17 protein-coding genes and 1 tRNA gene are annotated in these 21703 nt (G+C 62.8%); 17 read left to right on the forward strand and 1 reads right to left on the reverse strand.

All coding sequences use genetic code 11. The features are described 5' to 3' along the window. Positions 1–13: 13 nt before the first annotated feature. From B5D13_RS05680 to B5D13_RS05755, 17 genes are all read left to right on the forward strand, one after another. Entirely contained in the window at positions 14–1159 is a 1146-nt protein-coding gene (locus tag B5D13_RS05680; RefSeq protein ID WP_078687352.1) for a glucose-1-phosphate adenylyltransferase, read from the forward strand. A gap of 2 nt (positions 1160–1161) precedes the next feature. After that, a complete protein-coding gene (gene glgD / locus B5D13_RS05685) occupies positions 1162–2256 on the forward strand; it encodes a glucose-1-phosphate adenylyltransferase subunit GlgD (protein WP_078687353.1) in 1095 nt (364 codons plus the stop codon). A 10-nt stretch (positions 2257–2266) separates the two neighbouring features. Next, a complete protein-coding gene (gene glgA, locus B5D13_RS05690) occupies positions 2267–3739 on the forward strand; it encodes a glycogen synthase GlgA (protein WP_078687354.1) in 1473 nt (490 codons plus the stop codon). A 16-nt stretch (positions 3740–3755) separates the two neighbouring features. After that, positions 3756–7070: a 4-alpha-glucanotransferase gene (locus B5D13_RS05695; protein ID WP_078687355.1), complete on the forward strand. Its 3315-nt coding sequence runs from the start codon at positions 3756–3758 to the stop codon at positions 7068–7070. A gap of 59 nt (positions 7071–7129) precedes the next feature. After that, a complete protein-coding gene (locus B5D13_RS08830) occupies positions 7130–7258 on the forward strand; it encodes a hypothetical protein (RefSeq protein ID WP_255375263.1) in 129 nt (42 codons plus the stop codon). A gap of 86 nt (positions 7259–7344) precedes the next feature. Continuing rightward, positions 7345–10812 (forward strand): transcription-repair coupling factor, encoded by a 3468-nt coding sequence (mfd, locus tag B5D13_RS05700; protein WP_078687356.1) that lies wholly within the window; start codon positions 7345–7347, stop codon positions 10810–10812. Positions 10813–11042: 230 nt separating this feature from the next. Further along, the gene (locus B5D13_RS05705) at positions 11043–12029 is read left to right on the forward strand and encodes an SIS domain-containing protein (RefSeq protein ID WP_234970720.1); all 987 of its coding nucleotides are present in this window, start codon (positions 11043–11045) and stop codon (positions 12027–12029) included. Positions 12030–12231: 202 nt separating this feature from the next. Next, positions 12232–13158 (forward strand): PTS sugar transporter subunit IIAB, encoded by a 927-nt coding sequence (locus tag B5D13_RS05710; protein ID WP_078687357.1) that lies wholly within the window; start codon positions 12232–12234, stop codon positions 13156–13158. An 89-nt stretch (positions 13159–13247) separates the two neighbouring features. Next, positions 13248–14048 (forward strand): PTS mannose/fructose/sorbose/N-acetylgalactosamine transporter subunit IIC, encoded by an 801-nt coding sequence (locus B5D13_RS05715; RefSeq protein ID WP_078687358.1) that lies wholly within the window; start codon positions 13248–13250, stop codon positions 14046–14048. Between the two features lie 12 nt (positions 14049–14060). Further along, entirely contained in the window at positions 14061–14912 is an 852-nt protein-coding gene (locus B5D13_RS05720; RefSeq protein ID WP_078687359.1) for a PTS system mannose/fructose/sorbose family transporter subunit IID, read from the forward strand. Between the two features lie 74 nt (positions 14913–14986). Beyond that, complete coding sequence (locus B5D13_RS05725) at positions 14987–15970, forward strand: SIS domain-containing protein (protein ID WP_078687360.1); 984 nt, start codon at positions 14987–14989, stop codon at positions 15968–15970. A 71-nt stretch (positions 15971–16041) separates the two neighbouring features. Next, on the forward strand, positions 16042–16692 hold the full coding sequence (locus B5D13_RS05730) for an HAD family hydrolase (protein WP_078687361.1): 651 nt from the start codon (positions 16042–16044) through the stop codon (positions 16690–16692). 77 nt (positions 16693–16769) lie between these two features. Further along, a complete protein-coding gene (locus B5D13_RS05735) occupies positions 16770–17495 on the forward strand; it encodes a GntR family transcriptional regulator (RefSeq protein WP_078687362.1) in 726 nt (241 codons plus the stop codon). 10 nt (positions 17496–17505) lie between these two features. Further along, positions 17506–18381: a nucleoside triphosphate pyrophosphohydrolase gene (gene mazG, locus B5D13_RS05740; protein WP_078687363.1), complete on the forward strand. Its 876-nt coding sequence runs from the start codon at positions 17506–17508 to the stop codon at positions 18379–18381. A gap of 242 nt (positions 18382–18623) precedes the next feature. Then, entirely contained in the window at positions 18624–19229 is a 606-nt protein-coding gene (locus tag B5D13_RS05745; RefSeq protein ID WP_090991439.1) for a hypothetical protein, read from the forward strand. Continuing rightward, the gene (locus tag B5D13_RS05750; RefSeq protein WP_078687365.1) at positions 19226–20227 is read left to right on the forward strand and encodes a Ppx/GppA phosphatase family protein; all 1002 of its coding nucleotides are present in this window, start codon (positions 19226–19228) and stop codon (positions 20225–20227) included. The genes B5D13_RS05745 and B5D13_RS05750 overlap by 4 nt, the downstream gene beginning before the upstream one ends. Before the next feature lie 35 nt (positions 20228–20262). Continuing rightward, positions 20263–20347, forward strand: a tRNA-Leu gene (locus B5D13_RS05755). Between the two features lie 27 nt (positions 20348–20374). Here B5D13_RS05755 and B5D13_RS05760 read toward each other — a convergent pair. Continuing rightward, entirely contained in the window at positions 20375–21508 is a 1134-nt protein-coding gene (locus B5D13_RS05760) for a cation diffusion facilitator family transporter (RefSeq protein ID WP_078687366.1), read from the reverse strand. Positions 21509–21703: the final 195 nt, after the last annotated feature.

Below are 21703 nucleotides of genomic sequence, written 5' to 3' on the forward strand. Positions count from 1 at the left end.
GGGGGAGTTATACATGAGCAAGAAGGAGTGCATCGCGATGCTTCTTGCCGGTGGCCAGGGCAGCAGACTTGGCGTCCTTACCAAGGAGGTCGCGAAGCCTGCCGTATCCTTCGGCGGCAAGTACCGCATCGTTGACTTTGCATTGTCCAACTGCGCCAACTCGGGAATCGACACCGTTGGCGTCCTGACGCAGTATCGTCCGTACCTTCTTCACTCGTACATCGGAACGGGCGCCGCGTGGAACATGGACCAGAGCGACGGAGGCGTCTCGATCCTTCCGCCGTATGCGACGCAGACCGGCGGCGTCTGGTATGAGGGCACGGCGGACGCGGTTACGCAGAACATTGGCTACATTGAGCAGTTCGACCCTGAGTACGTGCTGATCCTTTCGGGCGACCAGCTCTACAACATGGACTACCAGAAGATGCTTGCAAACCACAAGCGTCACAAGGCCGACCTGACCGTCGCCGTCATGCCGGTGCCTTGGGAGGAGGCTTCGCGCTTCGGCATCATTACGCAGGATGACGACGAACGCATCGTGAAGTTCACCGAGAAGCCCAACAAGCCCGACTCTAACCTTGCCTCCATGGGCATCTACATCTTTGATGCGAAGCTTCTGGTTGAGACCCTGAAGGCTGACGCCATCGATCAGACCTCCGAGCATGACTTTGGCAACGACGTCATTCCCAAGCTGCTTGCTGACGGCAAACGCCTGTACACGTACGAGTACAACGGCTTCTGGCGCGACGTGGGCACCATTGCCTCCTACCACCAGACCAGCATGGACCTGCTTGGCGCCAATCCCGACTTTGACCTGTACGACACTGGCGCTCCTATCATGAGCAACGCGAACACTAACCCTCCCGCGTACGTCGGTCCCAACGGTTCGGTTGAGGACTGCCTCGTCGGAAACGGAAGCAGCATCTACGGTCGTGCCGTTCACTCCATCATCTCCACCTCTGCCTTTGTCGGTGAGGGTGCTGTCGTAGAGGACTCCGTCCTTCTCCCCGGAGCGACCGTCAAGGCGGGCGCGCACGTTGTTCGCGCCATCCTGGGTGAGAACTCCACGGTCGAGGACGACGTCGTTCTCGGAAGCATCGACCAGACGAAGGACACGGCGGTCATTGGCAATGACGTCGTTGTCGGGAAGGGGGAGTAGCCATGGATAAGCTCCTGGGGATCATCACTGCCAACTATTCCACTAAGTATCCGAGCGCACTCTCCGAGTCACGTCCCGCGGCATCTGTGCCGTTCATGGGACGCTATCGCCTTGTCGACCTTGCACTCTCGAATATGGTGAACTGCGGCATTCATACCATCGGGATGGTCATGCCGTACAACTACCGCTCGCTCATCGACCACATTGGCTCTGGTCGTGACTGGGACCTGAGCCGCAAGCAGGGCGGCCTGTTCATCCTGCCCGGCTCCGCATTCGGAACCTCGCGTACGGGTTCGCGCTTCCTCCTGCGCGACCTTGAGCACAACAGGGTCTTCCTTGAGCGCGGTACCTGTGACCTGGTGCTGCTTTCGTCTGCGAACTTCGTCTACAACATGGACTACGACGACCTGATCGCCGCTCATCGTGCAACCGGTGCCGACATTACGGTCCTCACGCAGCAGGCTACGCGCAAGGACGTCGACATCACGGGCTTTACGTGCGAGGGCGACCGCGTGAAGGGCGTGAAACACGGTGTGGAGCCTGGCGACACGGGCTTCCTCGACTGCTTCGTCATGGGCCGCGAGTTCCTGCTCCAGCTGCTCGATTGGTACCAGCAGACCGACTACCTCGACCTGTTCGAGGCCATGGCCGCCGACTACGATCGCGTCGATGTCAGGACCTGCGACTTCGACGGCTACGCCGAGGGCATCTTCAACAAGGACACCTATTTCAAGTCCAACATGGACCTGCTCGATCCGGCGGTCGCTTCCAAGGTTTTTCCCGAGGGTCGCGCGATCAGGACCAAGAATCACGACAACGCCCCCGCGAAGTTCGAGCTTGGCTCGCACGTCGCCAACTCCCGCATCTCCGGTAGCTGCCGCATCTACGGCACCGTCACCAACTCCATCCTTGGTCGTGGCGTCGTGATCGAGCCGGGTGCCGTCGTGAACAACTCCATTGTGATGCAATCCTGCATCGTGAGGAGCGGCGCCCGTGTCGAGAACGCCATCGTTGACCGCAACAACGAGGTGCCTGCCGGCACCGAGATCAAGGGCACGTCTGAGGCCCCGTACGTCAAGGAGAAGCCTACGGAGTAGGGATAGAACTATGGCAGTCCAAGGCAGAAAGATCAAAGTACTCTTCGCTTCGGCCGAGGCCGTCCCGTTCGTGAAGACGGGTGGCTTGGGCGACGTTGCGGGCTCGCTCCCCCGTGCGCTCAACCATGAGGGGGCGGACGTCTCGGTGATCATGCCCAAGTACTCCATCATCCCTCAGGAGTACCAGGAGCAGATGAAGCACGTTGCAGAGTTCTACGTTCCCCTCGCCTGGAGGAGCGTCTACTGTGGAATCGAGAAGCTCACCTACCAAGGCGTCAACTTCTACTTTGTCGACAACGAGGGATACTTCAAGCGCGACGGCGTATACGGCTACTTCGATGACGGTGAACGCTACGCGTTCTTTTCGAAGGCAATCTGCGAGGCAATCCAGTATCTGCCTGAGCTTCAGGTGGACGTGCTGGAATGCAACGACTGGCAGTGCGCCATGGCTCCGGTGTTCCTGCGCGAGTTCTACCAGGGCTCCGCGGCATGCCGCAACGTGAAGACCATCTTTACCGTGCACAACGTGAAATTCCAGGGACAGTTCGGCGATAAGGTCCTCAACGACATCTTGGGCCTTGCGGACAACCCGACGGCTGCCGGGCAGCTGTACTGTGACGCGACGTCCGTCAACTACATGCAGGGTGCCCTTCTCTATTCGGACGCCATCTCGACCGTCAGCCCGAGCTATGCCAGCGAGTTGCAGATGCCCTTCTACGGCGAGGGAATGGACGGTATCTTCCGTCGTAGGAGCTCGAGCCTGCGCGGCATTCTCAACGGCATCGATGTCGACGCGTGGAATCCTGCGACCGATTCGATGATCGAAGCCAACTACGAGCCGGGGAAGATGAAGAACAAGGCCAAGTGCAAGGAGGCCCTCCAGAGGGAGCTCGGCCTGGCTGTTGATGCCGAGAAGCCCCTGGTCGTCATGATTGGCCGCCTGACCAACCAGAAGGGACTTGGCCTGGTTCGCTACGCAATGAACCGCCTGATGGAGCGTGGCGTCCAGATTGCCGTTCTGGGCACGGGCGACAAGGACCAGGAGGACGCCTTCAAGTACTTCGACTGGGCATACGGCGACCAGATGTGCGCGAAGATCGCCTTCGACAACGCGCTTTCGCATCGCATGTATGCGGGCGGCGACATCCTGCTGATGCCGTCCGAGTTCGAACCGTGCGGCCTGTCGCAGATGATTGCAATGCGCTACGGTACCCTTCCGGTCGTTCGTGAGACGGGTGGCCTGCAGGACAGCGTCATCCCGTACAACCAGTACACCGGCGAGGGCACGGGCTTCCGCTTCGCGAACATGAATGCCGACGAGATGGCCAACGTCCTCCTGGATGCCTGCGAGGTCTTCTGGACTGACAAGAAAGCCTGGAAGAGGATTCAGAAGCAGGCCATGGAGACCGACTTCAGCTGGAGTCGTGCGGCCGACGACTACCTGGACATGTACTACGGGCTTCACCCGGAGCTCGCTCGATAGGACAAAGAGGTGCGACGTGAGAGCAAAGCACGTTACCTCAGACCGTCAGTACAGGGATCCTTTTGGCGCCGTCCAGGTGGGCGGCGCCGTTTTGATTCGCATCGACGTCTGGGATGACCCGAACGTGCAGGTCAAGCTGCGTCTTTGGGTTGATGGTAGGGGCGAGGAACTGCTCGACATGGCGTTCGTCGGGCAGGGGGAAGATGCAGGTCCCGATACGCCCATGCGCTTTGAGGCGAGCTTCTCTCCCTCGAAGCCCGAGATCGTGTGGTACAGCTTCCAGATCATCGCGTCGGACGGTTCGGTCTGGCGCTATGGTGCCGCTGCGGACCATTCGTGCGGCGAGGGCGAGTTTGCCTTTGGGGAGCCGCCTTCGTTCCAGCTGACCGTTTACGAGCACACGCGAGAGGTCCTTCCGGAGTGGTACAAGAACGGCATTGTCTACCAGGTATTTCCCGACAGGTTTGCTCGCGATGACAACTGGGAAGACCGTGCACGGACTGCGCTCGAGAAGCCGCGCAAGGGTCCTGCGCGCCGCCTTGTGGACGACTGGGCGACCTATCCACACTACGAGCGCACGGCCGAGGGCCGCATCGCCGCATGGGACTTCTACGGAGGCTCGCTGGACGGCGTGCGCCAGAAGCTCCCATACCTTGAGAGCCTGGGCGTGACTGCCGTCTACCTGAACCCCATCTTCGAGGCGGCGTCCAACCACCGCTACGACACGGCCGACTACCTTCGGATCGACCCTATGCTTGGCGACGAAAAGGCCTTCAGCCGCCTGTGCGACGAGGCGGCCAGGCACGGCATATCGATTATCCTCGACGGCGTCTTCAACCACGTGGGCTCGGACTCGCTCTACTTCGACAAGTATGGCAACTACGGCGGCATCGGCGCCATGGGCAACGAGCACTCGCCCTATCGCAGTTGGTTCCACTTCCGCGATGACGGGAGCTATGCCAGCTGGTGGGGCGTGGACGATCTGCCTGAGACCAACGAGGACAGCCCCGAGTTCCAAGACCTCATATGTGCGCGCGATGGCGTTGTGCGCAAGTGGCTGCGCTTGGGCGCGCGCGGCTGGCGTCTAGATGTGGCTGACGAGCTCACCGACGAGTTCATCGTCGACATCAAGGCGTCGGCACTGGCCGAGAAAAGCGATGCGGTCGTAATCGGAGAGGTCTGGGAGGACGCGAGCAACAAGCGAGCGTATGGCAAGCTTAGGGAATACTTCCTGGGGCGTGAGCTTGACGGCACGATGAACTACCCCCTGCGCCATGCCTTGGAGTTCTTCCTGACCAACCGGAGTACCGCCGCCGACCTTGCCGAGGAGCTTGAGTCTCTGTACGAGAACTATCCGCCTGAGGCCTTCTACAGCGAGCTTAACCTTTTGGGCAGCCACGACCGGATGCGCCTGTTCACGGTTCTGGGTGGAGCGCCCCTGCCCGGGGACATGACCGACGAGCAGTGCTACCATTACCGTCTGGACGACAGCCACCGTGGGCTCGCAATCAGCAGGCTATGGGTTGCTGCCCTGATCCAGATGACCATGCCGGGCGTGCCCTGCGTCTACTATGGCGATGAGGCCGGGCTCGAGGGCTATGCCGATCCGTATTGCCGCGCGAGCTTCCCCTGGGGCCACGAGAACCGTGACTGTCTGGCGACCTACCGTAACGCCATCGCGGTCAGGAAGTCACTACCCGTGTTCGTTGACGGTGACTTCGAACCCTTCAGCATCAACGACGATGTGTTTGGCTTCTGGCGCCGCAAGGGCGACGTCAAGGTGTGCGTGCTCGCGAACGCAAGCCTCGCGAACCAGTACAACGTGCGCGTACCCCAGGTTACCACGCGGGTGGACGACATCGTTTCCGGCAGGCCGCCCCGCGTGGCGGACGGCGAGGTCGAAGTATTCCTGTGGCCGCTCGGCACCTCGGTGCTCTACTTTCACGAGCCGGAGCGTCTGCAGGCCCCCATGCAGCGTGGCATGGGCGTGCTGGCGCACATCACCTCGATTCCCAACCTGGACAACCCTGGAAAGCCCGGTACCCTGGGCGAGCCGGCGCGAAAGTTCATTGACTACCTGTATCGCGGCGGGCAGACGTACTGGCAGATGCTGCCCGTCAACCCAACGGACGAGTACGGGTCGCCCTATGCCGGCCTTTCCGCCTTTGCGGGCAACACGGACCTCATGTGGGGTCTAGAGCAAGGCAATGCGACCCTCTCCACCAAGTTCGAGGGAACGCCAGAGCTCCGACGCTTCGTCGAGGACAACGAGGACTGGCTCATTCCCTACGCCGTGTTTCGCTCCATTAAGAGCAAGCTGGGTGAAAAGCCCTGGCAGGAATGGCCAGAGGAGTACCGAACCTACGACTCGGCGCTGGCGCGGGACCCCGAGCTTTCTCATGCCGTGAATCGCGAGGTCGAGCTCCAGTACATGTTCATGCAGCAGTGGAACGAGATGCGCGGGTACGCGCGCGAGCGCGGCGTCAAGATCATCGGCGACATGCCCATGTACGTCTCGGCCGATTCGGCGGACGTCTGGGCGCATCCAGAGCTGTTCTATCTTGACCAGAACGGCTATCCCGCCGAGGTGGCGGGATGCCCGCCCGACTCCTTCGCGCAGGAGGGGCAGCTGTGGGGCAATCCCACCTACAACTGGCGCCACATGAAGGAGACGGGCTACCAGTGGTGGATGCGCCGCCTCGAGCGTGCGTTCTCGCTGTACGACTACGTGCGCCTTGACCACTTCCTGGGCTTCTCGTCGTACTACAGGATTCCGGGTGGCGCGAGCGCAAAGGAGGGGGCCTGGTTCTTCGGTCCCGGCCTCGATCTGTTCCAGCGCGCGTACAAGAAGTTCGGCCCTCTTCCGGTCATCGCGGAGGACTTGGGCACCATTACGCCGGCGGTCCGCGCCCTCGTCTCGACGACGGGCTTCCCCGGCATGGACGTTGTCCAGTTCTTCGACGGCGACGTCCGCGAGGGCTATGAGCCCAAGCCTGACAAGCTGGTCTACACCTCTACGCATGACACCCAAACCCTGCTGGGGTGGGCGCGCGAGCGCTTCGGCCTCTTCTCCGACGATGGAGAGACCGCCCTTCTAGCCCGTGACCTTGCGACCAAGATTGCGCGCAGCTGCCTTGCCTCTGAAGCGGACGTCGTGATGCTCGCGCTGCAGGACGTTCTCATGCTGGGCGACGAGGCGCGCATGAACGTGCCCGGCGTCGCCGAGGGCAACTGGAGCTGGCGTGCCGACTATGACGACGTGGCGGCTTCGACTAACATGCTGGACGAACTGGCGCGGGAGAGCGGCAGGTGGCGAAGTGCGGGCGATTAGGAGGACCAACAACAACGCGGCGCTGCGCGAGGACGGAAAGGGCCGGCAGGCGGTCGCGCTTGCCCGTGGCGTGGGTCAGGCTGGCCGCCAACAGGACCAAGGACGTTGACGCACTCATCGACCCTGAGATTGGGGAGTGGCTCGAGTCGCAGGACGATCTTAGGCTGATCACCTATCGCGATCTATAGCGGCCGCCACTCGCGCGAGCATGGTCAATTAGAGGCGTGGCCTCGTCTGCCTCAGAGGGGTGGGGCCACGCCTGTACAATGGGGCCATGTTTATTAATCGTGTTTCCAAGCAGCTCCTGTCCGCCCCGGAGCTCAAGCCGCTTCGTGCCGAGCTGAGTGCGGGCGCTGATGCGACCCTGGGCATTGCTCAGAGCGCGCGGCCCCTCATGCTCGCCTCCCTTTGGGCGGAAGACCCCAGGGCCTGTCTCTACATCGTCGCCGGAGAAGAGGCGGCTGACCGCACGGCCCGCGCCCTTGCGGCATGGCTAGGCATGGACGTCGTATGTCGCTACCCCGAGCGTCGCGACTGGCCCTGGTCCGCGACCAAGGCCGACGACGCGGTCGTCGGCGCGCGCGTCCACGCCATGTCGCGTCTTGCCGCGGGCGAGAAGTGCCTGGTGGTCTCGAGTGCGCGTGCCCTTCTCCGTTGCGTCCCACCCGTGGGCTCGGGCTACTATGACTCCTGCTCGGTGGCCGTGGGCGACCAGATGGAACCCGACGACCTCCCGCGCATCCTGGTGAACATGGGCTATAGCGACCGTGGCGGCGCCGGCGAGGTCGACGAACCCGGCGCGTTCTGCGCGCACGGCGACGCCGTGGACGTGTTTTCCGCCCAGGCGACGGCGCCTGTGCGCATCGAATTCTTTGGCGACGAGGTCGACCGTGTTCGTCGCATGCTGCCCTCGACGGGGCAGACCATCGGTGAGCTACAGTCGGTCACCATTCTGCCCTGCCGCGAGCTCGCGCTGACTTCTGAGACGGTGGCCAACGCGCGCAAGGCGCTCTACAACCGCGCGCAGGATAACTCGAAGGTGGCTGCCGACCTCGAGCTCATCGAGGCCCAGGCCGACGACCCCACGCTCGAGAAGTACCTGGTCGAGCTCTACGGGTCTTCCGCCAGTCCCGTTGACCACATCTCGAAGGACGCCCTGGTGGTCCTCTCGGAGCCGCGCTCGCTGTTTGACGACTGCATGCGTGCTACGGACGAGATCCAGGCCATGGCGCGCAACAATCACGTGCGCCCCGAAGGGCTGTTTACCAGTCCTCGGGAGCTCGACTTTGGCAAGCAGCAGCGCCTGTCCTTCTCGTCACTCCAGCGCACGGGGTCCTCGACGACCGCGCAGATCGAGGTTCGCCAGCCTGCCGTTGCCGGCTCCGACAGCAAGCTACTGGGAAGAATGCGCCAACTGGTGAACGTGAACGATTCGGTGGTGTTTGCCGTTCCCGATCGCGGTGCCCGCGAAGCGCTTGAGCTTACCTTCACCGACGAGAACATTCCCATCAAGGAGTCGCTTGCCGCGGCGGTCGAGAACCGACAGCCCGTGACCGACGCCGAGGCCAACCGCACTCCCGTTCCCCTGGACCGGGGCATGGTGACGTTCTTCGACGCTCCCGTGCCCGCAGGCATCGTGATCCCCTCGGCGCACCTTGGGGTGTTTTCGGTCTCGGACCTGACTGCGCGAATGGCGAAGCACAAGCACCGTGTGCGCAAGATCGATCCCACCAGCGTGACTTTCCCCTTCAAGCCGGGCGACTACGTCGTGCACGCGACGCATGGCATCGCCCTGTTCTCGCAGATCGTACGCCAGGAGGTCGGCGGGCGTCAGAGGGACTACTTCCTGCTTGAGTACGCGGGCGGCGACAAGCTGTTCGTGCCGCTCGAGCAGGTCGACCGAATCACGCGCTATGTTGGCCCCGACGGGTCGAGCCCGCGCCTGACTCGCCTGAACACCGCCGACTGGTCGCGTGCTACGGGCAAGGCCAGAAAGTCTGCCAAGAAGCTCGCATTCGACCTCGTTGACCTCTACACGAGGCGCTCCGCCGTCAGCGGCCATGCCTTTGCCCTCGATACCCCGGCCCAGCTGGACATGGAGGCGAGCTTCCCGTACACCGTCACCCCGGATCAGGAGGGGGCCATCGCGGACATCAAGGCCGACATGGAGTCCTCCAAGCCCATGGACCGCCTTCTGTGCGGGGACGTCGGCTTTGGCAAGACCGAGGTTGCGCTGCGTGCCGCCTTCAAGTGCTGCCAGGACTGCAAGCAGGTCATGGTGCTCTGTCCCACGACCATTCTTGCCCAGCAGCATTACGAGACGTTCTTCTCGCGCTTCACGCCCTTTGACCTGACGGTCAAGGTGCTCTCACGCTTCGTCACGCCGGCCCAGCAGCGCAAGGCGCTCGAAGGCTTTGCCTCGGGTGACGTCGACGTGCTCATCGGCACGCATCGCTTGCTGTCTGCCGACGTAAACCCGCATGATTTGGGTCTCGTCATCATCGACGAGGAGCAGCGCTTCGGCGTCCAGCACAAGGAGCAGCTCAAGAACATGCGCGAGCAGGTTGACGTGCTGACGCTCTCCGCCACGCCCATCCCGCGCACCATGCAGATGGCCATGAGCGGTGTGCGCGACATGAGCCTCATCCTGACTCCGCCGCCCGGGCGCTTGCCCGTCAAGGTGACAGTGGGCGAGTGGGATCCCGACGTGGTGTCCACCGCCATCCGTACCGAGCTGTCGCGCGAGGGCCAGGTGTATTACGTGAGCAACCGCGTGACTACCATCCAGGACGCCGTCGACCGAGTGCAGGAGGCCGCGCCAGAGGCGCGCGTCGGCGTGGCCCACGGAAAGATGAGCGCGGCGCAGGTTGAGGACGTCATGCTCCAGTTCCAGGAGCACGAGATCGACGTCCTGGTTGCGACGACCATCATCGAGAGTGGCATCGACAACCCGCACACCAACACGCTCATCATCGAGGATGCCCAGCGCCTGGGCCTGGCCCAGCTGTATCAGCTCAAAGGCCGCGTCGGCCGTGGGCGCACCCAGGCATACGCCTACTTCATGTTCCCGGGCGAGATTCCCCTGACCGAAGAGGCGACCGACCGCCTGATCGCGATCAACGAGAACCAGGACCTGGGCAGCGGCATGCGCATCGCCATGCGTGACCTCGAGATTCGCGGTGCCGGCTCGCTGGTCGGCGCGGAGCAGCACGGCAATCTCTCGAGCGTCGGCTTTGACCTCTTCACGCAGATGCTGGGCCAGGCCGTGAGCGAGGCCCGCGGTGAGACCGGCGAGGTCGAGCTGCCCGAGGTTACGATTAACCTGCCGGCCGACTTCTATCTGGCCGACGAGTACCTGCCCGACGTAGACAAGCGCGTCTTGGCGTATCGCAAACTGGCCGCCGCGACGGAGCTGTCGGACGTCGACGCGCTCCAGGCTGAGCTGGAAGAGAAGTACGGAGCACTGCCGCTTGCGGGTAAGAATCTCTTCGACCGCGCGCGCATACGCATCCGCGCCCAGCGCATGGGCGTGACGTCGGTGTCGCTCGCAAACGGTCGCCTGACGTATGCCAACATCGAGGTCCCGCGTGACACCGCACTCAAGCTCAAGGAGCGCAGGGCGATCATCTACCCCAAGACCAAGAAGATGAACTATCCGTTCCGCACGGGCAAGGAGGAGCTCCTTCCCGCAGCGCTGGGCGTCCTCGAGGAGGTCGGCGGCGACGACGAGGGCGAGGAGTAGGGGCGTCTGACTGGGCGTACGACCCTTTGGCTATATAGATTGACTTTCGCGTAGGCGGGGGCGAGGGCAAAGGTGCCCTTGCCCCCGTCCCCTGTTTGACAGGAGCTTCTGACTCCAGGCGAAAAAGGACGATTAAAATTAGTATGAAACGTCTATAACGACTATGATAATATGATGCTCAGAACCACAGTCGGCTAATGACTGAATCCGAAAGGGGAGTGATGGGAGTGATGGGAGTGTCTATTCAGCAAGAGGTCTCAGCAATTGTCGGACGCGTACTCGAGTCTCATGACATCACACATGTTGTCTGGGTTGCTGCAGGTGGCTCGTTTGGCGGCTTCCATGCGGCCAACTACTTCATGGAGCGCGAGTCGAAGGCGATCTTCTCGTCGACATTTACGAGCAACGAGTTCGTCCTGGCCCCTCCGGCCTACGTTGACGAGCACACTCTTGCGGTCATCTGCTCGATGAGAGGCACCAAGGAGACCTGCGAGGCGGCCAGGACCGCAAAGGAGCTTGGCGCGGCGACCATCGCACTGTATGTCGAGCAGTCCGACCTGACGGCAGTCTGCGACCAAAAGATTGCCTACGAGTCCATTGCGCTGGACGAGTCCCGCGTTGAGCGCGTGAACTCCAGCATTGCGCTCCAAATCGCGATGGCGCTGGTCAATCAGCTCGAGGGTTATGCGGAGTACGAGACGGCGATGGCGGCCTTCGACGTCGTCGATGCGGTGTATCGCAAGGCCGTCGCATACGCGCGCCCCCTGGCGCATTGTTGGGCCGAACAGATGGCGGGCGAGAAGACCATCTATGTCATGGGTTCTGGCCCCGCCTACGGTTCGGCCTACATTTTCTCGATCTGCAATATCGAGGAGATGCTGCAGATAGACTCGCCCACTATCAACTGCTGCGAGTTCTTCCACGGTCCCTTCGAGGTGCTCGACAAGTCGAAGCCGGTGTTCCTGCTCATGAGCGTGGGCCGCTGTCGCAAGGCCGACGAGCGTGCACTGGCGTTCCTTGAGCGCTATGGCGGATGCAACGTCTACGTTCTGGACGGCAAGGAGATTGGTCTGAACGACCTTCCCGACTCCGTCTCGGAGTACTTCAACCACATTCTCTTCTCGCCCATCCTGAACAACGTGTACATGAGGGCGCTTTCCAAGGCGACCTCGAAGGACTACATGACCCGCCGCTACATGTGGAAGGTCGAATACTAGGTACGCCCCTCCAGGGCACGTCGCGTTCGGGCCGTCCCCATCCGACTATTGCGGCGTGCCCGCCCCCGGGCGACTATTAACCGCTCGTCTTCAGATGGTTACCGCTTGTTATAAAACGTTATATACGTGTATTACGATATATATAAGTCATATATGATGACCGAGGCGTTAGGACTGTCTAAGAATATGGAGGTTGTAATACATGAACCAGATCATCCTTGCGTCGCACGGTGGCTTGGCAGAGGGTGCGCTCGACACCGTGCGCATGGTCGTGGGCGAGGTCTCCAATGCCCATGCCGTCACGCTCGAGCGTGACGATAGGGAGCCGATCACCGCAAAGGTCAAGCGACTCATAGCCACCTTTGACCAGGGCGATACGGTCTACGTCCTTACGGACATGCTGGGCTCGAGCGTCAACAACGCGATGGTGGAGTATGCGGCGACGCGTTCCGGGCTGACGGTCATCGCGGGAATGAACATGCCGCTCGTTCTCGCGCTCGTCTTGAGCTCCAAGCCGCTTTCTGCCGGGAAGCTGAGGGCGACGCTGGCTGACGCCCGCTCGGCGATTGTCGACTGCACGAGCCCCGGCGACGCTTGCGAGCCCGTCCCAACGACGACCCCTGCCGCTCCCGTCCCGACCACGGGCAAGCGCTCCCAGATTGCGCTCGTTCGACTTGACTATCGCCTCCTCCACGGGCAGGTCGTCTTCTCGTGGGTGGGCAAGACCGGGGCCAACCACATCATCGTCGTCGACGGGGCCTCGGCGCACGACGAGGTGAAGAAGCGTGCCCTCAAGCTCGCGAAGCCGGCTAACGTCCGACTCAACGTGTTCGACGTCGAATGCGCCCTCTCCAAGATGAAGAAGCTCGAGATGCTGGGCGAGAAGGTCATGTTCATCTTCGGGAACACCCATGAGCTGCTGGAGTTCTCCGAGCGCCATGCCTTTCCCGAGGTCAACTATGGCGCGACGGCCAACAAGGATGGCGCCGTCCAGTACGGCGGAAAGGACGGCTCGGTATTCCTCGACGCCTCCGAGCAGGCGGACACCAAGGAGCTTCTGGGCCTGGGAACCAAGATCTTCGTCCAGCAGACGCCCACCTACAAGCGCGTCGAACTCGAAAGCCTGTAAGCGGTACAGACCCCTGCACCGCATCGATGTGGTGCCGTCTTTCGATTCGGCGGGGGCTTGATTGTTGGAAACAGTGAAAGGAGAGCTATATGAACTCGCTCGTCAGCGCGATTCTTGTTGGACTTGTTGCAGTGTTCTGCATGCTCGACTCGCGCCTGCTCGGCCGCATGAACTTCGAGCAGCCGCTCGTCGGCGCCACCCTCGTGGGCTTCGCCCTAGGCGATCCTGGCACGGGCCTCGCCGTCGGCGCAGCGACGGAGCTCGTCAGCATGGGCCTCGTCTCCGTCGGAGCTGCCGTCCCACCCGACATGGTCCTGGGTGGCATTGTGGCTGCTGCCTTCGCCTGCCTTACCGACGCAAGCGTCGAGACCGCCATGACCATCGCCATTCCCATTGCGGTGTTGGGGCAGTTGCTCGGCATCGTTTTCAGGTCCGTCATCGCCGTGCTCACGCATCGTGCCGATGCGGCCATCGCGCAGGGTAAGTTCAAGACCGCGACCAACATGCACATCGTCGTGGGAACCATCCTCTACTCGCTCATGTACTTCCTGCCTGTCTTCTTTGCCGTCCTCCTGGGGACCGACGCCGTGCAGGCCGTCGTCAACCTCATTCCCGAGTGGCTGTCCACGGGGCTGAACGTCTCTGCCATGCTTCTCACGGCATATGGCCTTGCCCTTCTCCTCAGTCTCATGCTCAACAAAAAGATGGCCGCCTTTCTGTTCCTGGGCTTCCTGCTTTCCTCGTACCTCGAGCTCTCCGTCACCGCGGTTTCCCTCATTGCGGTGTGCCTGGCTGTCGTTTTGCTGGGCGTTAAGTATCACGACGGCGACGCCCGTGTGGCGACGGCGCCAGCTGACCCTGACTACGATCCGCTCGAAGACGACGAGTAGGAAGGACTAGACATGACTGACATCAAGACTTCTCAGGATGCGATCACCGAGGTTTCCGAGGGCAAGAAGCTCGGCCAGTTCTTCTGGCGCTCCTGGGCGATTCAGGACTCCTGGAACTACGAGCGACAGATGAACATGGGCTTCCTCTACGGCATCGCGCCGACGATCGACCGCTGCTACCCGGATGCCGACAGCGACTCGGAGCAGATGGCGCGCAAGAAGGAGGCCTACAAACGCCACATGGCCTTCTATAACTGCACGCCGCAGACGAGCGCCTTCGTGCTGGGCCTCTCCGCCTCGATGGAGGAGGAGTACGCAAGGGACCCCAGCGCCATTGACCCTGACGGCATCAACGCGATGAAGACGGCGCTCATGGGCCCCCTTTCCGGAATCGGTGACTCGTTCTTCCAGGGCACCATCCGCGTCATCGCGTTCGGCTTGGGCGTGTCGCTTGCACAGCAAGGCTCGTTCCTCGGCCCGGTGCTTGCGATGGTCCTCTCCATCGTCCCGTCGGTGCTCGTCACCTGGTTCGCCGCAAAGCTTGGCTACGAGGGCGGCGCGAAGTACCTCGATAGGCTCCAGGGCGGAGCCATGGAGAAGGTCATGTACGCCTGTGGCATCGTCGGCCTCATGGCAGTGGGCAGCATGATCGCGACGCTCATCGGCGCGACGACGCCCGCGACCTTCGCCGACGGGGCCCTCGTCCTGCAGGACGTCCTCGACAGCATCATGCCACAGATGATTTCCCTCGCGCTGACGATGGCCTTCTACTGCCTCATCAAGAAGAACGTCAAGAGCGGCCCCCTTCTGCTGATCGCAATCATCGGAGGCGTCGCGCTCTCCGCGTTGGGAGTCCTCGCGTAGCGCGCTCGGCCGCCTTGTCGTCATCGGGTCCGAAGGGCGGACTCGAAGAATAGTTCCAAAAGGAGAAGTGCATCATGTACGAAATCGACCTCAACCAGCCCAAGCAGATTGTCGCGGACGTTTTGTCCAATCACGGCATCGACTCGGTCGCCTTTGTCGGCTGCGGCGCATCGATGTCCGAGCTCTACCCCGCGAAGTACTTCCTGGCCAACAACACCAAGACTCTCAACGTCCAGCTCTTCACGGCCAACGAGTTCAACTATGACACGCCTGCCTGGGTTGGACCGAGCACCTTCGTGATCACCTGCTCGCTTGGCGGCTCCACCCCCGAGACCGTTGCTGCGAACAAGACGGCCAAGGCGCTCGGTGCGCCCGTCACCGCCATCACGCACGTCGCGGGCTCGGCTCTGACCGAGGGCGCCGACCACGTCATCGTTCACGGATTCGAGGCGAACTACGCCGCAAAGGTCGAGAAGATGGGCTATGCCGTCGCACTTGCCGTCGAGATCCTGCGGCAGGTCGAGGGCACTGACCTCTACGAGCCCATGATTGACGGCCTCGGCAAGATCTATGAGCTTTGCGAGAGCGCTGCGCGCCAATCCGCAAAGGCCGCCTACGAGTTTGCCCAGAGCTTCAAGGACGACACTGGCATCTACGTGCTGGGCTCTGGCGCCAGCGCCAAGGTCGCCTACTCAACCTCGATGTTCCTCTTCTCCGAGATGCAGTGGCTCGATTCCGGTTCCTACCACACTGGCGAGTACTTCCACGGTCCCTTTGAGCTGACGGAGAAGGACAAGCCCTACCTGCTGTTCATGGCGGACGGGGCCACGCGTGCCATGGACGCCCGCGCCCTCACGTTCATGCAGAGGTTCGGCGCCAAGGTTGCCCTCATCGACGCCAAGGACTATGGGCTGTCCGGTGTCGTGGGCTCCAAGGTCGCCACTTACTTCAACCCGTTCGTCCACACGGCCGTCATGCGCGTCTTTGCCGAGCAGATTGCGGAGGCGCGTCAACACCCCCTGACTGTCCGTCGCTACATGTGGAAGCTCGAGTACTAGCGCGGCTGCAAAGAGTCCGTGGCTGGCGGGTCGCAGTCAAGCTGCGGCCCGCTCTTTCTTTGGAGGTGGAAATGGCAAGGGCGGTCTTATTCGATATGGACGGCGTGCTGGCGTTTACCGAGCAGTTCTACAACCAGAGGCGTGCAAACTACCTCATACGGCACGGCTTTGACCTAGACGCTCCTCCCGACTTCTCCGGGTCCAACGACGAGGCCATCTGGAAAGAGCTGGTTCCTGACGACCCGCGACGGCGCGAGCTTCTCCACCGGGGCTATCGGGAGTATTCGGCGGAGCACCCGACTCCCTGGCGCAAGGTGGCGAACCCGTTCGTCAGGTGCACCATGTGGCGGCTGCGCCGCAACGGCATCAGGATTGCGATCTGCTCGTCGTCGAGCCGAGACCTGATTGACGACTTCCTGGAGCAGCTTGACCTGGCAGATGCGGTCGACCTTGCGATCAGCGGCCACGACTGTTCGGCTTTCAAGCCCTCGCCCGAGATCTACCTGCGCGCGATGGAGCATTTGGGGGTCGTTCCCTCCGAGTCGCTCGTGGTCGAGGACTCGCCCATCGGGATCGAGGCGGGCAAGGCCTCTGGCGCGCTGGTGTGCGCCTTGCGCCCGCCTGCGGGGGTGGCGTTGGACCAGTCTCGCGCCGACGTGGTTGTCGACGAGCTCATCGATGTCGTGGACCTCGCAAAGAGCTTGCCGACGGCACGGCAGTAACATGTAGTATGTATATGACCTATTGTCAGTGACGGTAACGGCGTCGGACGTTGGTCCTTCTCGCCGAGGAGGGGGTAATGAGCATGGCATCGACCATCCCTCTATATCAGAAGATCTACGATGACCTCCGGGCGGCCATCAAAGATGGCACCTATGTCCAGGGCGACAAGATTCCCTCGGAGTCCGAGCTGAGCGATCGGTATGAGGTCAGCCGCATCACCGTGCGTCGAGCCATCGAGGATCTCTGCTCCGACGGCTACCTTACGAAGATGCAGGGAAGGGGAACCTTCGTGGAGTCGCGCCGCCTGAACAGCAAGCTTTTGCGCACGAGCGACACAAGCAGCTTCTCGCAACTCTGCGCACAGATAAACGCGGTGCCCGGCGCGCATATAGTCGAGCGCCAGATTGTCCCCGCGCGCCATGATGAGCTCGACTTCTTCGACTTGGCCGACGATGCGCTCATGGTACTGGTCAGGCGCACGCGCAGCGCAGACGGTTTGCCCGTCGCGGACGAGAGCGTTGTCGTTCCCTACGAGTGGGGCGCGCCCCTTCTGAACGCAGACCTCGAGGACGGGTCGATCTTCGACGCGATCGAGGGGCTCTGCGGCCGTCGCCCCAAGGCGACCAGCCGATGGAACGTGAACGCCGTGCGCGCGACGACCGAGCAGGCGGCGCTGCTGGGAATCTCCGCCGGCGACCCTATGCTCTACAGCGAGACCTATTATCTTGACGGGCAGGGCGCTCCCATCGCCATCAGCCGCGATGCCTTCGTGGGCGGACGCTACCAGTTGAGCCTGTCATAGGAGGAGCCATATGGACGAGAGGGACGACGCCTTGATTGAGGCGGTCGAGCGGGTCGACGCCGAGAGCCTGGAGCGAGATGGGTCTCCCCAGATGCACCCCGAGTTCGACCGCCTGGTGAGGACCATCTGGCGCCTGCGCCAGGGCGACGGGTGCCCGTGGGACAAGGTCCAGACGCACGAGTCCATCCAACGCGACCTCATTGGCGAGGCCTACGAGGCGGTTGACGCCATCGCCCAAGGAGACGTGATCCACCTTCGAGAAGAGCTTGGGGACGTGCTCGAGCAGGTGCTCCTTCACTCTCAGATAGCCGATGACGAGGGCGACTTCGACGTCGACGACGTATGCCGCGAGCTCAACCGGAAGCTGGTTCGGCGCCACCCCCACGTCTTCGGAACGGGCGGCAAGGCGGCCGATGCGGCGGCAGTGGTCGACATCTGGGATGACGTGAAGAAGGCCGAGCGACAGGATGCCAGGGACGCCGGCCGTCCCGCCGGATTGTTGGACTCCGTTCCCGCGTCGCTCCCCGCGCTCATGCAGTGCCAGAAGATCTCGAAGCGTGCCGCAAAGGTCGGGTTCGAGTGGGATACGGTTGCCGACGTGTGGGATCAGTTCCAGAGCGAGCGTCGCGAGTTCGAGGCGGAGGCCTCGGGCAGCCCGGAGGCGGCAGAGGAGTTTGGCGACATGCTCTTCTCGCTCGTGAACGTGGCGCGGCGCGAGGGCATCGACGCGGAGGCCGCTCTTGAGGCGAGCAACCGCAAGTTTCGCCGCCGCTGGTCGGCTATGGAGGACATGGCGGCGGAGCGCGGTGTCGAGCTTCGCGACCTTTCGACCGAGGGGCTCAACGGCCTGTGGCGTGAGGCGAAGCTCCGCGAGAGGCGGGCCTAGCTGGTCTTGCGACGGTCCATCAAGATGGCACTCCCTGGGGGAGGTTTGACGCTTATTGCCCCGCGACGACCCAAGGTCGTCGCGGGGCTCTGCTATAACTAGGACTAGAGAGCGTCTCACGCTCGCCAGAAACACGGCTCAAACGAAGAAACGGCGACATGACTAACCATTACGATAGAAACGCGGGCGCGCTTGTGCCTGCGTCCCGTCAAGGCATGATGCTTCGTACGGAGGGACGCCCCATGAGACAGTCACCGACTCCGCGCGGCGATTCGCGCGAGCGCGCCCATGGCCATCGCCGTGCGGCACGTCCAGACACCCACGTGCCGCATGACTCGGTCCGCTCCCGCCGCGTTGACCGCGTCTCGCGCGAGGCCGACGCCGCCTCGCGCGGAAGGGGAGAAGCGCACGGCCATGAGGCGTCGAAGTCTCGCCGCAGCCCGCGCGAGGTGGTGACTTCCGCCGCCTCCTTCGTGCGCGGACATCGCATTCCCTTTATCGTGCTGGGCGTCGTGCTGCTCGTCGCCGCGTCACTGTACGGTCCCGCTCGCGACGCCTACGTCAGCACGCGCAAGAACGAGGACCTGCAAACGCTCCTAACCCTAGAGGGCCAGCGCAACGATGCGCTGCAGGACGACGTCTCGCGCCTCCAGTCGCGCGAGGGCGTGGAGGACGCTGCCCGCGAGCGCGGGTGGGTGTACGAGGGCGAGACAAGCGCCACGGTCGAGGGTCTCGAGGACGACGAGCTTGATCCGACCCAGAAGGTCAGCTATCAGGACAAGCGCGACCAGAAGACCAAGGTCCTCGACTTCGTCTTTGGCTACGACCCCACGGAGGTATACGAATGACGCGCGTCGCCTGCATCGACATTGGGACGGTGACCGCTCGCCTTGCCGTGGCCGACGTCGAGGGCGGTCGCGTGCAGCGCATGCTCAAGCAGTCAACCATCTGCAATCTAGGAGAGGGGCTCGACGCATCGGGTCGCATCAGCGACGCCGCGCGCAGCCGCGTCGTGCGGTGCGTGGACAGCTACCTGAGCATGGCCTTCCAGGCGGGCGCGCCTGTCGCCTGCTGCACACTGACCTCTGCCGCCCGCGACGCGCACAATTCTGACGAGCTGCTGACCGACCTTGCCAAGCGCGGCCTGAGGCCCGAGGTTATCGCGGGCTCCATCGAGGGCTCGCTCACGTTCCTGGGCGTCGCGCAGGACTTTGGGCAGAAGAGCCTGCTCGTGGCAGACAGCGGAGGCGGGTCGACGGAGCTGGCCATCGGCCGTCTGACCGCAGACGAGAAGGCTCCTGGCTCTTACGGCCTCAGCCTCGCCTGGGTCCGCTCGGTTGACGTCGGTGCACGCCGCGCGACCGAGCGCTACCTGGCAAAGGCTCCGACGCCGGCCGATACTGTCGCGGCCGCGCGCGAATGGGCACGTGAGGAGTTCTCCCGCGCGCTGGCCGAGCGCGGCGACGTGGACGTTCCCGACACCCTGGTGGTGACAGGCGGAACGGCGACCACGCTCGTCGCCCTTGATGCCGGGCTTGACCCGTACGACTCTCGCTTCGTGCACCTCAAGAGCCTTCCCACCCGGAGCGTCGACGCCCTGCTGGAGCGCCTCGCGCCCCTGAGCGTGCCGGAGCGCGCGAAGCTGAAGGGGATTCAATCCAAGCGCGCGCCCGTCATACTTGGCGGCATCGCGGTCATATCTGCGCTGCTCGAGGCAACGGGGGCGACTGCCATGACCGTGAGCGAAAGCGACCTTCTGTTTGGCCTCGCCATCTGCGCGGCCGCCGCCGTGGAGGGCGTTCCGGCGCCCTTCGGCTGGAAGCCGGGGCTCGTCGTGCTAAGGTAGAACAACCCTGCGACGCAAGTCGCGCTTGGGCCCTTGGGGGTATGGCGAAATTGGCAAACGCAGCGGACTTAAAATCCGCCGGCTTCGGCCTTGTGGGTTCGAGCCCCACTGCCCCTACCATCTGCTCGGCTCTGCGGTAGGGTCCTATCAGCTGAAGTCCGTGTCCAGCGTGATCTGGAGCGAGTATCCCGGAAACTCCCGTTGCGCCTTCTCGTGAATGTCCCTGTAGACCTGGTTGCGGTCCTTGGCGGCAAAGTCGACCACGATGTCGAAGCGCAGGGTCTTCTCGTCTTTGTCTAGGTAGAAGCCATGCATCTGGATGACGTCGGGGTGGTCGCGTACGATCTCGGCGACTTTCTTTCTGGCCACCACCGCCTCCGGGTCCTTCGTGTTGACCGAGTAGACGCCGATGGCGGTCAGAATGACGTTGTGCCTCTGGGCGACGTCGACCGTGATCGCGCGAATCAGCTTGTCCAGCTCGTCTGCCGAAAGTGTGTCAGGGACCTCGATGTGGACGGACCCGTTGTAGGCGTTGGGGCCGTAGTCGTGCAGCACCAGATCGTAGGCGCCGGTGACCTCGGGGTAGCTGGTGACGGTCGCCTTGATCTCGCGTGCCAGCCCCGCGTCCGCGCGCTGCCCAAGGATGCTGGAAAGCGTCTCCTGCAGCATCTCGAGGCCTGACTTTATGATTACGAGCGCGATGATTGCGCCGAGCCAGGCCTCCAGCGAGACGTGGAAGAACAGGAACACGCTTGCCGCCACCAGAGTCGAGGCGGAGATCGCGGAGTCGAGCATGGCGTCCTCGCCGGAGTTGACGAGCGAGCCGGAACCGACCCGCTCCCCGACGCTCTTGACGTATCGGCCAAGTACAATCTTCACCACGACGGCTACGGCTATGATGACCAGTGACGTTGCGCCGTAGTCGGGCTCTTCGGGCACGAGGATGCGCTTGACGGACTCGGCAAGCGCGGTCACGCCCGCATACAGAACCAGAAGCGAGATTACCATGGCGCTCAGGTACTCGACTCGCCCGTACCCAAAGGGGTGCTTCTGGTCCGGTTCCCTTCCGGCGAGCTTCGTGCCGACGATGGTGATGACGGAGCTCGCTGCGTCTGACAGGTTGTTGACTGCGTCCATCACGATGGCGACTGAGTTGGCGGTGAGTCCCACGGCCGCCTTGAAGGTGGCGAGAAACACGTTCGCCAATATTCCGACGACGCTGGTCCTGACGATTGTGCGATTGCGCCTTTCCGCCTGACCGGCCTCGGTGCCCTTCGTCATGGTCGACCGCCTTCTTGTCGTGTGGACGGTGGGTCTTGGGCTCGCATGGGCCCATCATAGCACCTGAGCTGCCCCTGCGTGCGACCTGCGCCGCGCCTATGCTGCCGACGGTTCCAGCGGCTCTGCACGCGAGCGTCTGTAAAAAAGCGGAGCAGGGTCCGTAGACCCTGCTCCGCTCGTTCTCCGAGCGACTGC

It is taken from the genome of Olsenella sp. KH1P3 (assembly GCF_900167315.1).
GTDB classification, from domain to species: Bacteria; Actinomycetota; Coriobacteriia; order Coriobacteriales; family Atopobiaceae; genus Olsenella_J; species Olsenella_J umbonata_A.